The sequence below is a fragment of the Nocardia sp. NPDC047654 genome (assembly GCF_043205035.1).
Taxonomy (GTDB): Bacteria; Actinomycetota; Actinomycetes; order Mycobacteriales; family Mycobacteriaceae; genus Nocardia.
Genome location: NZ_JBIDDF010000001.1, coordinates 652,989 through 664,957, shown reverse-complemented (window position 1 = coordinate 664,957; position 11,969 = coordinate 652,989). Strand labels below are relative to the sequence as shown.

The 11,969-nt window shown below is 70.4% G+C and carries 15 protein-coding genes; 4 read left to right on the top strand and 11 right to left on the bottom strand.

Annotation, left to right across the window (positions count from 1 at the left end; translation table 11 throughout):
- Window positions 1-4: 4 nt before the first annotated feature.
- The 8 genes from ACGF7Y_RS03120 to ACGF7Y_RS03085 form a co-directional block, all read right to left on the bottom strand.
- The gene (locus ACGF7Y_RS03120) at window positions 5-1,204 is read right to left on the bottom strand and encodes a winged helix-turn-helix domain-containing protein (RefSeq protein ID WP_393228652.1); all 1,200 of its coding nucleotides are present in this window, start codon (window positions 1,202-1,204) and stop codon (window positions 5-7) included.
- 41 nt (window positions 1,205-1,245) lie between these two features.
- On the bottom strand, window positions 1,246-2,265 hold the full coding sequence (locus ACGF7Y_RS03115) for a hypothetical protein (protein ID WP_393228651.1): 1,020 nt from the start codon (window positions 2,263-2,265) through the stop codon (window positions 1,246-1,248).
- Window positions 2,258-3,550 carry an ATP-binding protein gene (locus tag ACGF7Y_RS03110; protein WP_393228649.1) on the bottom strand — a complete coding sequence of 431 codons (1,293 nt, stop codon included), beginning with the start codon at window positions 3,548-3,550 and terminating at the stop codon, window positions 2,258-2,260. The genes ACGF7Y_RS03115 and ACGF7Y_RS03110 overlap by 8 nt, the downstream gene beginning before the upstream one ends.
- The gene (locus ACGF7Y_RS03105) at window positions 3,547-4,233 is read right to left on the bottom strand and encodes a DNA-binding response regulator (RefSeq protein WP_393228648.1); all 687 of its coding nucleotides are present in this window, start codon (window positions 4,231-4,233) and stop codon (window positions 3,547-3,549) included. Before ACGF7Y_RS03105 ends, ACGF7Y_RS03110 begins: the two co-directional genes overlap by 4 nt.
- Window positions 4,234-4,343: 110 nt before the next feature.
- On the bottom strand, window positions 4,344-4,796 hold the full coding sequence (locus tag ACGF7Y_RS03100) for a flavodoxin family protein (protein WP_393228646.1): 453 nt from the start codon (window positions 4,794-4,796) through the stop codon (window positions 4,344-4,346).
- 28 nt (window positions 4,797-4,824) lie between these two features.
- Entirely contained in the window at window positions 4,825-5,325 is a 501-nt protein-coding gene (locus ACGF7Y_RS03095; protein WP_393228644.1) for a hypothetical protein, read from the bottom strand.
- A gap of 52 nt (window positions 5,326-5,377) precedes the next feature.
- A complete protein-coding gene (gene dapB, locus ACGF7Y_RS03090) occupies window positions 5,378-6,124 on the bottom strand; it encodes a 4-hydroxy-tetrahydrodipicolinate reductase (RefSeq protein ID WP_393228642.1) in 747 nt (248 codons plus the stop codon).
- Window positions 6,125-6,201: 77 nt separating this feature from the next.
- Entirely contained in the window at window positions 6,202-6,648 is a 447-nt protein-coding gene (locus tag ACGF7Y_RS03085; RefSeq protein ID WP_393228640.1) for a hypothetical protein, read from the bottom strand.
- Between the two features lie 75 nt (window positions 6,649-6,723).
- On the opposite strand from ACGF7Y_RS03085, the gene ACGF7Y_RS03080 reads away from it, so the two are divergent.
- Window positions 6,724-7,158 (top strand): MarR family winged helix-turn-helix transcriptional regulator, encoded by a 435-nt coding sequence (locus ACGF7Y_RS03080; RefSeq protein ID WP_393228638.1) that lies wholly within the window; start codon window positions 6,724-6,726, stop codon window positions 7,156-7,158.
- Window positions 7,159-7,185: 27 nt separating this feature from the next.
- On the opposite strand, the gene ACGF7Y_RS03075 is transcribed toward ACGF7Y_RS03080, so the two are convergent.
- Window positions 7,186-8,298, bottom strand: coding sequence for an alcohol dehydrogenase catalytic domain-containing protein (locus ACGF7Y_RS03075; RefSeq protein WP_393228636.1), 1,113 nt, complete (start codon window positions 8,296-8,298; stop codon window positions 7,186-7,188).
- Between the two features lie 158 nt (window positions 8,299-8,456).
- On the opposite strand from ACGF7Y_RS03075, the gene ACGF7Y_RS03070 reads away from it, so the two are divergent.
- Window positions 8,457-8,849, top strand: a complete 393-nt coding sequence (locus ACGF7Y_RS03070; RefSeq protein WP_393228634.1) for a DUF4440 domain-containing protein — start codon at window positions 8,457-8,459, stop codon at window positions 8,847-8,849.
- 145 nt (window positions 8,850-8,994) lie between these two features.
- Complete coding sequence (locus ACGF7Y_RS03065; protein WP_393228632.1) at window positions 8,995-9,426, top strand: YbaB/EbfC family nucleoid-associated protein; 432 nt, start codon at window positions 8,995-8,997, stop codon at window positions 9,424-9,426.
- Window positions 9,427-9,639: 213 nt separating this feature from the next.
- On the opposite strand, the gene ACGF7Y_RS03060 is transcribed toward ACGF7Y_RS03065, so the two are convergent.
- The gene (locus ACGF7Y_RS03060; RefSeq protein ID WP_393228630.1) at window positions 9,640-10,128 is read right to left on the bottom strand and encodes an FBP domain-containing protein; all 489 of its coding nucleotides are present in this window, start codon (window positions 10,126-10,128) and stop codon (window positions 9,640-9,642) included.
- 228 nt (window positions 10,129-10,356) lie between these two features.
- Here ACGF7Y_RS03060 and ACGF7Y_RS03055 point away from each other — a divergent pair, with 228 nt between their 5' ends.
- Complete coding sequence (locus ACGF7Y_RS03055; RefSeq protein ID WP_393228628.1) at window positions 10,357-11,301, top strand: YihY/virulence factor BrkB family protein; 945 nt, start codon at window positions 10,357-10,359, stop codon at window positions 11,299-11,301.
- 294 nt (window positions 11,302-11,595) lie between these two features.
- Here the strand turns inward: ACGF7Y_RS03055 and ACGF7Y_RS03050 are convergent, their stop codons facing one another.
- Entirely contained in the window at window positions 11,596-11,745 is a 150-nt protein-coding gene (locus tag ACGF7Y_RS03050) for a hypothetical protein (protein WP_157106969.1), read from the bottom strand.
- Window positions 11,746-11,969: the final 224 nt, after the last annotated feature.

The window sequence follows — 11,969 nt, the reverse complement described above, 5'->3', positions numbered from 1 at the left end:
CGCGCTACAGCAACGCGGCCAGGTTGCCGCGGTCGCCGATGGCGACCTCGTCCAGTTCGAGCCAATCGGCAAGTTCGCGCAGCGCGCCACCGAGGGCGTACGCGGTGGCCGCAGTGTCGTATCCGGGTTCGGCGAACGCGGCGGGCACCCACAACCGTCCGTTCGCGCGTTCCGCGCGCAGGTCGACCCGACCGACGAGTTCACCGTCGAGCAGGAACGGGAAGACGTAGTAGCCGTGCACCCGTTTGTGTTCCGGGGTGTAGATCTCGATGCGGTAGTGGAAGTCGAAAATCCGTTCGGTGCGGGCGCGGAAGAAGATCAGCGGGTCGAACGGGCACAGCAGTGCGGCGCCTTCGACACGCCGCGGTGTCGCGGCGCCCGCCCGCAGATAGGCCGGTTTCCCCCAGCCCGGTACCTCCACCGGGATCAGCTCGCCCGCGTCGACCAGGTCGGCGATGGCGGGTTCGGTCTGGGTGCGATGAAGACGGTAATAGTCGCGCAGGTCCGCTTCCGTGCCGATGCCGTGCGCGGTGGCCGCGCGAAGCACCAGCTCACGGACGGCGTCCGGTTCGGCGACGTCGCGCGCCAGCACGTCCGCGGGCAGCACCCGCTCGGTCAGGTCGTAGTGCCTGGCGAAGCCCACCCGGGTCGCTACCGAAAGCGCGCCCGCCGCGAACAGTTGCTCGCAGATCATCTTCGTATCGCTGAGGTTCCACCACGTGCCCTTCGGCCGCGGCTTGTCCAACTCCAGGTGGCGCTCCACCTCACCCGCGGTGGCCGGGCCCACCGCGGTGATCACGTCCAGGATGTCTTTGCCCAGGGTCGGATTGCGCTCGAACACCTTGCGCATGCCGGACCAACGCCCGTGTTCGTAGCGCCGCATCCGCCAGCGCAACAGCGGCCAGTCCTCGACCGGGATGAGCGCGGCCTCGTGCGCCCAGTACTCGACGAGCGCCCGCGGCCGCCGCGCGCCGTTGCTCCACGCGGCCTGATCCAGCAGGGTGCGATCGTAGGGACCGATCCGGCTGAACACGGGCGCGTAATGCGCCCGCACCACCGCCGACACCGAATCCAGTTGCAGCAACTGGGTCCTGTCCAAGACCCCGAGCACCGTCCGCCGCGTCGCCCGCCCGGGCCGGCGCACCCCGAAACCCTGCGCCGCCAACGCCGTTCGCCGCGCCGCCGCCGCACCCATCTTCCGCATGACTGGCAACCATGCCACGAGGCACCGACAGGATCGCGCCGTCAGGTCGAGACGGTCACCGCGCCGGTGGTGTCGATCTCGGTGCGGCGGTCCCGGTCCGATGCGGTGGCAAGGACGGTGGCCAGGATGCGTCGGCCGGTCGGGAGGATGCGGACGGTGACCGAACCGTCGTTCGCGGCGTCCAGTTCCCGGGTGGCGGCGTCGATCACTTGCCTGCGCACCCGATGCGGGACACCGGTGAAACCGCCGTCGTCGAGCAGGATCACCTCGACGCCGCGGGAGCGGGCTCCGCGGGCGGCGCTGCTGAGTTGCTCGGTGGCCAGCTGCGGGGCTCGCAGGCCGTCGCGCAGTTCGGCTTCCAGGAGCCTGCACTGTTCCCGCTCCGCGGCGGTGAGTTCCTCCCCGTCGGCGATGCGTTCCAGGATCGGGCGCGCCACCGCGTCCAGCCGAGCCAGCTGACGGGTGCGTTCGGAGTTCTCCGCGGCCATCGAGGCCTCGGCGGCGGCACGCATGGCCGCCTCCTCGCGCAGCAGCCGCAGCGAACGCTGGGTGGGCCGCATGATCGCCGCGAACAGGGAGACCCCGGCGACCGTGGCGACCGGCACGATCGAGCCGACGACGACGCCCACCCGCAGGCCTGCCACCACACCGACCACGGCGATCACCACGCCGATGCCCGCGACGCCGAGCCAGGCCGCGGCCGAGCGTCCGCGCAGCACCAGCACAGCGAGCACATAGGAGGCGGCGAACGCCGTCCAGACCTGCTTCGACCAGCCGTGTTCGACATCGAACGAGGTCAGGGTCGTGGCCAGTGGCCCGGAGGCGGCGACGAACACGGTCGCGGGCCAGGGCAGCGGATCGGTCGGCGCCACCAGCACCACGACACCGGCCAGCGCGAGCACGACCAGTGCCGCGACGGCGGCGGCCACCGGCGATTCGGAGAAGTTCCGGATCATGTACAGCACGATGGTCGCCTCGAGAACGACCAGGAACAGCCAGGCCGCGCGGTCCCGCAGTCCGAGCAGATCCCGCAGCCCGAATTCGGTTTCCCGCTCAGCCATTTCCGCCCCACACCAGCGTCACGGTCGTTCCCTCACCGGGCTCCGATTCCACGAAGCCCGCGCCGCCTGCCAGCTGACGCATGCGGCCCAGGATGCTCACCGAGATGCCGAGCCGATCGACCGGCACCTCACTCAGGTCGAAACCCGCTCCGTCGTCCCGGAACACCACGCGAATCCCACCCGCGCTGATCGTCACTGTGACGGTCCGGCGCACTTCGCGCCCGGCGACGGTGGCGTGCCGCAGACTGTTGCGCACAGCCTCGGCGAGTGCGGCCGCGATCGTGCTCGCGGCGTCCACCGGCAGATGCAGATCGTCGAACCCGGGCCAGCGTCGCGTGGTGAACCGGATGCCGGGGTTCACCTCGTGCACGGCGGAGCGGAGGAACCCGATCGCGGATTGCGCGTCCAGGCGGTCGGGTTCGTACCCGGCCACCCGGCACTCGTCGAGCTGTTCCAGGGTCCGTTCGGCCTGGCGGCGCAGTACCGGTGATTCGGTCCCCGCTCGTGAGGCGTCCAGCAAGGTGGACAGCACCGCGTCGTGGATCAGCGCGGCGAAGCGCGCACGTTCCCGCTCCCGGGCCGCCGCGCCCGCGACCGCCGCCGCCCGGCTGCTCTCGATCGCCGACTCGCGATCCACTCGCACGGCCGCCGCTCTGGCATAGATCACGCACCACAGGAACAGCGCGCTCAATCCCGCGGCCCTGGCGAAGTCGCCGAGCAGCGCGAGCGCGGTGGTCTCCCGCAGCACGACCAGATTCGCCAGCGCGCTGAATGCCGCGCCCACCACCAGATACGCCACGGCGAGCGGCGGACGCCAAGCGAGCACCGCCGCGAGGACGCCCAGCGCCAGCACCCGGTACAACCACACCGACGCCGCCCCTTCGGCATCCGGCACGGCATACGCCAGCGGAACCACCGCCATGGCCGCGAGGAAACTCACCGCCGCCGCACCGGCGACCCGCTGGATCATCCGCCTGCTCATGCCGACCGAGACGATCGCGAGTACCGGGAACAGCCCGAACGCCAGCACCACCTCGACCACCGTCCACCGGACCGGGACGAAGCGGCTCTGGTCGGCGATCTCGGGCAGCTCGACGACCGCGGCGATCACCCCGGCGATGCCGATGGCCAGGCCGAACCTGCGCAAGATGCGGTCGGCGGCGCCCTCGGAGGCCTTCTCCCTGGACAGCGCGACGACCCGGCGACGCCAGCGGTTCACACGGAACCGGTCGAGCGGGAGGGAGCGAGAGTGCGACTCGGTGTCCAGCACGCTGGACGCGATCATCCGCGCCGATGCCGCTCGGGAACCGGCAGCCAGCCGTCCTCGACCGCCCGCTTGTACAGGTCGGTCTTGGTCGGCGCGGGACGACCGGCGTCGGCGTACTTCTGGCGGATGCGGCCGAGATAGTCGTTGACCGTCTGCTCGGACAGACCGGTCAACCGCGCGACCCGGGAGGCTTTCTCCCCGGACGCGTACAGGGTGAGCACTTCCTCCTGACGCGGGCTCAGGCCCACATGGGACAGTTGCGGATCGCCGTCGATGGCGGCAGCCCAATCGGTGGTCACCACCTGCTCGCCGCCGGCCGCGCGGCGCACGGCGGCGACGACGGTCGGCACGTCCTCGGATTTGCGCACCACGCCAAGCACCCCCGCGCGCGCGGCGGCGCGCACCAGGAAGGCGTTGTCCGCGCCGGTGAAGACCAGCACCTCGATACCGCGGTTACGCAGGGCGCGCACGTTGTCCTCGGGCGAGGACCCGTCGGCCAGCCGAAGGTCCAGCACCACCAGGTCCAGCTTCGGCGCGCCGTCGGCGGCGGCGAGCAGTTCCGGCACCGTGCCGGCGGTCAGCACCAGATCGAGATCGGTTTCCGGCGCGAGCATCGCGGCGAGACCGATGGCGACCGATTCGTGGTCCTCGACCAATCCGATTCGGCGCGGGGCGTTCTCGTTCCCTTCGGCCCAGGTCACCTGGCTCTCCCATCCCGAGCTACTCGTTCACATCCCCACCGCGACAACAACCGCAGACAGTATGCCGGTCGATGGTGCGCCGTGGTCAGACACCAGAATTCGGGGGATGCTCAGGCCATGAGCCCGGCCGCGAGGGTGGCCCCCAGCTCCCAGCACCGCTGTAGGTCTTCCTTGGCGGGCGGACCGGAGAGCACCACAGCGGCGGCGGCCTGTTCCCAGCCCAGTCCGCTCGTGACGCTCACCACCCCGCGCTCGGCGCCTTCGGTGCCCTCGTTGCCGTGCAGGTACAGGCCGTACGGACGACCGCGCGTGGAATCGAGGCACGGATAGTAGAACGTGTCGAACGCGTGTTTGAGCGCGCCGCTCATGTAACCGAGGTTCGCCGGACTGCCCAGCAGGTAGCCGTCGGCGGCGAGCACGTCGGAGGCGGTGACGGCCAGCGCGGCGCGGCGCACGACCTCCACGCCTTCGATCTCGGGGTCGGTGGCCCCGGCGACGACGGCCTCGAACATCGCCTGCATATGCGGGGACGGCGTGTGATGGATGATCAGCAACCGGGCCACCCTGCGATGGTATCGGCCCGCGCGGCGGTCAGGCGGTGTCGCGCTCGTGCCGTTCCAGGGCGACCGCGCGGCGCATGGTCTCCCGGGCCCTGGTGCGGTCGCCCGCGTAGTCGTAGGCGCGCGCGAGGCGGTAGGAGACGCGCCAGTTGTCCGGGTCGGCCTCCCACTCCGCCTTGACCGTGGCGAACAGCTCGTCGGCCGCCGCGCGTTCGATGCGGCCGGAGGGCAGGCGCGGCAGATCGGTGGTGTCGAGCTCGCGGCCCTCGTCGTGGATGCGCCGCGCCAGGTGCTGATGCGCCAGGGCCGCGCGCACGGTGGCCACGACGATCCAGACGCCCAGCAGCGGCAGGATCAGCACGCCGACGCCGATCACGATCGCCGCCACGTCGCCGGAACCGATCAAGCCGAACGCGATCCGGCCGAGCAGCAGGAAGTAGAAACCGAGCACCAGGATGAGGGCCGCGATCAGCGCGACGACCTTGAGGACTTCCCCGCCGCCCTTCCGATCGGCCTGATCCGAGCCGCTCACGATCGCGCTCCGACGGACGCCGTGCGCGCCCGCCGCGCGTGCCGACATGCGATCACAGGTCCAGGAACGGGTCGAGTCCGACGGTGAGGCCGGGGCGGTCGGCGATCTCCCGCACGCCGAGCAGCACGCCGGGGGCGAACGACGAGCGGTCGATGGAGTCGTGCCGGATGGTGAGCGTCTCGCCGTGGGTGCCGAACAGCACCTCCTGGTGGGCGACCAGACCGGCCAGGCGCACCGAGTGCACCCGCACTCCGTCCACGTCGGCGCCGCGCGCGCCCTCCAGTTCGCTCGTCGTCGCGTCGGGACTGCGGTTGAGGCCCGCCTTGTCCCTGGCGGCGGCGATCAGGCCTGCCGTACGGTAGGCGGTGCCGGAGGGCGCGTCCGCCTTGTTGGGGTGGTGCAGTTCGATGACCTCCACCGATTCGAAGAAGCGGGCGGCCTGCTCGGCGAATCGCATGGACAGCACCGCGCCGATGGCGAAGTTCGGCGCGATCAGCACACCGACGTCAGGGCGGGCGGCCAGCCAGCCGCGCACCCGCGTCAACCGGGCCTCGTCGAACCCGGTGGTGCCGACCACCGCGTGGATGCCGTGGGCCACCAGGAACTCCAGATTGCCCATCACCACGTCCGGATGGGTGAAGTCGACGACCACCTGCGTGTCCGCCGCGGTGAACGCCTCGAGCGAATCGTCCTTGTCGACGGCGGCGACCAGTTCCAGATCCTCCGCCGCCGTCACCGCCGCGCAGATCGCCTGTCCGACTTTGCCGCGCGCTCCGAGCACTCCGACCCGAATGATCACCGCACCTCCTCGTTCCGTTTCCGGTCGGGATCAGCCTAATGGGCCCGGTCGAGCGCGATCCCTCCGCCGCCCGGCGTTCATCGCACCGCCTGCGGTTCACCGGCCTCCCGGCTCTGCGGACCCGCGAGATTCACGGCCATCCTCTGCAGCAACCGCAGCACCTCGGCGAATTGCTCGTCGGTGATGCCCTCCGCCATCTGCCGCCTGCGTCGGCCGATCCGGACGAAGGCCGCCTCGTGCGTGACGCGGCCCCGCTCGGTCAGTGACAGCACACCCGCGTCGTCGGAGACCAGCCCGGCGGCCACGAGTTCGGCCAGTTCGGTGGGCCATTCGGAGTCGTCGGCCCAGAAGGTGTCGAGCGCGTCGCGGATGTCGTCGGCGCGCTGCGGTCCGTCGGCCAGCGAGTGCAGGCTCTGCCAGCGTCTGCGACTCAACCCGCCCGATGCGAGGTCTTCGTCGAAGCGCTGGTTGATCAACCGATCGAGTTCCACGAGCCAGTAACCGATACCGCGCTGGATGGCCATCACCACTCCTTTGTATGCATAGAACCAAGTAGATGTAATCTTACATATAAATTCCGCGCATGACAGAGTGGAGTAATGGACGACCACGACGCGATCACCGTCGCCGTGGAAGCGGCGATGGTCCGGATCCGGCGCAGGCAGACGCGCGGTGCGCTGAGCGACGGCGCGATTCCCGTCGCCGTGTTCCGTGTGCTGGACGCCGTCGCGGACGGCTCGGCCGACACGGTGGGCGCACTCGCGCCGGCGCTCGGCGTCGATCAGCCCAGGGCGAGTCGCCTGGTAGCGCAGGCGGTTTCCGCCGGCCTGCTGGAACGCGTCGCCGATCAGCGCGACGGACGGCGTTCGGTCCTGCGCCTCACCGCCGCCGGTACCCGGGCTGTGGCCGAAGCCAGAAAGGGCAGGCGCACGACCATGGCCGCCGCCATGGCGGACTGGACGCCCGCGGAGCGCGCCGACTTCGCCCGTCTGCTCGAACGATTCGTCGACGCGATGGACCGGCCCGCAGGCTGAACGATCGCCGTGCGGCGGCAGGCCGGGTCAGTCGAAGACGATGACCTGGCGCAAGGCATGCCCCGCGGCGAGTTCGTCCATGGCGCGGTTGATTTCGTCGAGCCCGACGTGCGCCGAGACGAGCCGCTCCACCGGCAGGCGTCCCGCCCGCCACATGCGGACGTACTCGGGAACGTCCCGGGACGGCACCGCGGAGCCGAGGTAGCTGCCGACGATGGAACGGCCTTGGGCGACCAAGGCCAGCGGAGAGATGGCGGCACGGGCGTCCGGGGCGGGCAGCCCGACGGTGACGGTCGTGCCGCCGGGCGCGGTCGCGGCGACAGCGGTCTCGAAGGCACGGACGTTGCCCGCCGCCTCCACCACCACCTCGGCCTGCACACCGAGTTCGGCGATCTCGGCCGGGGTATAGGCCGCGTGCGCACCCAACTCCCGGGCGAGAGCGAGCTTGTCCGGCACGGTGTCGACCGCGATCACCTCATGCCCTTCCGCGGCGAGCGACACCGCGACCAGCACCGCCGCCATACCGACGCCACCCAGACCGACGACCATGATCCGGTCCCCGGTACCCGGTCGCGCCGAATTCAGCAGGGCGCCACCGCCGGTCAGCACCGCGCAGCCGAGGACGGCGGCGACCTCGGCAGGCACGTCGTCGTCGACCGGCACCACCGACCTGCGATCCACCACCGCGTGCGTGGCGAAAGCGGAAACACCCAGGTGGTGATGCACCTCGGCGCCGTCGCGGGACAATCGCCGCCCGCCGTTGAGCAGCTCGCCCGCATTGTTGGCGATGCTGCCGGGCACACAGGGCGTGCGGCCGTCGGTCGCGCACCCGGCGCACTCGCCACACCGCGGCAGGAAGGTCATGACCACGCGCTGCCCGACCGCGATATCGCCGTCGCCGGGACCGACCGCTTCCACCTTCCCGGCGGCCTCGTGGCCCAGCAGCATGGGTACCGGGCGGACCCGGTTGCCGTCCACCACCGACAGGTCCGAATGACACAGCCCCGCCGCCTCGATCCGGACCAGCAGTTCTCCCGGTCCCGGCTCGCGCAGCTCCAGATCACACACGGTGATCGGCGCCGACTCGGCGAACGGCGCGGGCGCCGCGATCCGCTCCAGGACCGCTCCACGAATCTTCATTCCGCCGACGCTACCGCTCGCGGCGGTCCGAGCCCACCGATGACGGCCGCGAGACCGGGCTTCGCCCACGGCCTCGTGCCCCGGTCGACCTGCGGTGGCCCGGCGGAGCACGATGCGGCTCGCAGAGGCGGCGATCGCAGGGCGCCTACGATGCACGAATGGGTGTGGATCTGACCGATGTGGTCGAACGCTTGCATGCCGACCTCGCGGCGTGGCTCGGCTCGGCGGCGCCGGACGAGGTGTTCGAGCGGTTCGCGGCGGCGCAGCACGAGCGGTTCAGCATGGTGACCACCGGTGGTGAAGTGCTGGGGCGCGACGCGTTGCTCGCGGGTCTGCGTGGCGCGCGCAACGCCGTGCCAGGCCTCACCATCGAGGTGTCCGAGGTCGAAGAACTCCAGCGGTCGGGCGGCATCGCGGTCGTGCGGTTCCTGGAGACGCACCGGGCGACCGGCGACACCACGCATCGCCGGGTGACCGCCGTGCTGACGACCGAGGATCCGGGTGGCGTTCGCTGGCTGACGGTGCACGAAACCGAGTCCACACCCGCCTGACCATTCCCAGCACGGGGATGCGCGCGCTGCGGTCGCGACCGGAGTGCCGGACAATTCCTTGCCTCGTTCCCGGCCGCGCGTCGTCCCGGTGACGGCTCGGATCGCGGAGCCGCGGTTCGGGAGAGAGGTGAACCCGAGGAGGTCGGTGCCGGTGGATCGCTGGGAACGCGACGGGCTGCGCTCCGCCAACAGCGGAATCCGCAACCAGGTCGACCACATTCTGGACGCGCTCGCCGAGCAGCGCACCCACCTGGCGGAGGTGCGCGAAAAGTTGGCCGCCGTGCGCTGCACGGCCGAGTCGGCGGACAAACTGGTGGAGGTGACCGTGGACGCGGCGGGCGTCCTCGTCGATGTGCGCTTCGCCCCGGCAGCACCGCGAAGCACACCGGAACAGCTAGGCCGTTCGGTCACCGAAGCAGGCAGGCAGGCGGCGCGGCTGGCCCGAGACCGGCACGCGGCGATCATCGCCCCGCTCATCGACGAAGCCGAAGCGGTACCCGACCTGCCCGATCTGGTCCCCGGCGCACCCAGCCTGCGCGCGGTGTGGGAACCCACGGACCACGACTCGGCCGGCTAGCGAGCCCGGTACCCGAAGCCGCGACTCCTCGCCGGACGAGACGGTCCGGCCGACCCGGGCCGACTCGACCGGCGAGGAATCACGGCCATCCCGAGATCCGTTGCGCTGTGGGCTGGTTCGGGTGGCTCGAGTGTGCGGTCCTCGAGTGTCGGCACATGGCATCTACCTCCGTTCGGACGGGCAGCGCGTCGGCTGCCGGGATGGGCAAAGGGATCAGGCGTAGAGCTTCGCGAGGAACGTGTTCAGGTTGTCGCGGACTCGCTCGACCTTTTCCTCGGGAGTGAGGTCCTCGCGGTACCTGCTTCCGAGCGCGGGGCGCTTCTTGTTCCGCGCGTACAGCGAGCAGGCGAGATCGGTGCACATGTAGGTGCCGACCGAGTTACCCCTGCGCCCGGACTCACCGGCTTTGTGCGCGGTCATCAGCGAGACCCCGCCGCCGGTGTGGGTGGTCAGGCAGATCGCGCACATCTGCGCGCGTCCGGTGCCCCCGGTGGCATGCCGCAGGGCGACGCCGACCAGGCGGTCGTCCTGCGGAACGACCAAGTAGCCGCGCCCAGGAAAGGACGGATCGCTCCAGCCGAGGAAGTCCAGATCCGCCCAGGGCCGCTCGTCCAGGTCCCTGGGTACGGGCAACCGCTTGGCGTCTCCCTTCGAACAGTTGACGAACGACGACCTGATGTCGCGTTCGGTGACGGGTTCCACGATGGAATCTCCTTCGATCGATCGGTAGGCAAACGGAAGCGACGTTACGGTCCCGCCGTGCCGGGAACAACGGATTTTCCGGCGTCGCGGGCACTGCGCGCCGCCCCGAAGCGAGCCGGGCGCCGCGAACACCGCGGGCGTAGAGGCGGTTTCGCAGCCCGTACGGCGGGTATCCGCGCGCCAGCGGGAGGTGGTGGGCGTCGGGAGGTGATCGGTGAGGTGCAAGACTTGAAGAAGGGGTTCGCCGCGCGACGCAGGCTGCGCGGGCCGGCGGATCTGCCGGGACGGTCGTGGTGGGGCGTGATCAAGCGGTCGGTCGGCGAGTTCCAGCGGGACAATCTGACCGACTGGGCCGCGGCGCTGACGTATTACAGTGTGCTGTCGCTGTTTCCGGGACTGATCGTCATGACCGCCGGGCTCGGCATCCTCGGACGCAACGACACGCGAGCACTGGTCGACACCATCCGCGAGATCGGGCCGGGTAGCGGAACGGATCTGCTCGTCGACGCGGTGAACGAGATCCAGGAAGCGCAAGCCCCGGCAGGCCCGTTGGCGTTGCTCGGGTTGGCGTCGGCGCTGTGGACCGCGTCGGCCTACATCGGCGCGTTCATGCGCGCAACCAACGCCATCTACGACATCCAGGAAGGACGTCCGATCTGGAAGACCGTGCCGGTGCGGGTAGCCCTGACCGCCGCGGTGGTGATCCTGCTCGGCGTCTGCACGGTGGGCGTCGTCGTCAGCGGCTCGCTCGCCGACCGCATCGGCGGGTGGCTCGGACTCGCGCAGGCCACGATCGCCGTCTGGGGCATCGTCAAGTGGCCGGTGATGATGGCACTGATCAGCCTGGTCTTCGCCCTGCTGTACTGGGCGGCGCCGAATGTGCGGCAGCCGGGATTCCGGTGGCTGACCCCCGGCAGCGCGCTGGCCGTCCTGCTGTGGGCCGGGGCGTCCTGGGGATTCGCGTTCTACGTCGGCCACTTCGGTTCCTACAACCGGGTCTACGGCTCCCTGGGTGGCGTCGTGGTCTTCCTCGTGTGGCTGTGGATCTCGAATATCGCGGTCCTGCTGGGCGCGGAGCTGGATGCCGAACTGGCACGGGCGCGCAACATCGCCCACGGCCATCCGGCGGACGCCGAACCCTATCTGCCGCCGCGCGACGATCCCGACGAATGACGAACGGCGGCAACAGATTCGAGAGTACTTCGGGTGGCTCGACGTGCTGAACACTCCGGCGCAGGACAAACACCGACCACGCCCTCGGAGGTCACCGGCAAGTTGTCGGTCTTCGACCGTTTCGCGACCACGGCCGGCGCGGTGGCCTCCTAGGCGTAATTCTTCGCCCCGAGCTGCTGCGTCACCGCAGGGAACTCGCCGAGGCCGTCGGGCTGGAGAACCGGGAGAGCGCCGGGTGACCGGCGCGCGGGCCGGCGGCACGGTGCGCTGCCTGCCCGCGCGGGCGCGGATTCGTCACCGCTGATCGGTCTCGGTGTCCTTGCCTGCTTCCCGGATCGCTTCGGCGAGTTCGCCACGCAGACGTTCGGCGTTGGCTTCGTCGCCGGTGTCCTCGGCGGTGGTGATGTCTTGACGCAATTGCGCGATCGTGTCCCGCGAAACCATAGGACCTCCCTCGTCTCTTCGGACGTTTTCCAGTGCAGGGGGGCGAACCGCGCCCCTCGTGTTCAGGGTGGCCGCTCGGGCACGGACGAAACACTTCCGAGACTCGTGCGGGGCGGTGGCGGACGCCGGATGCGCCGCTGGACCCGGCTCTACGCGATCACGCGCCGTAGAGTGGAAAAAGGCCGACGATTGAACCTCGACGAAGCGGGTATACGCCGGTACCG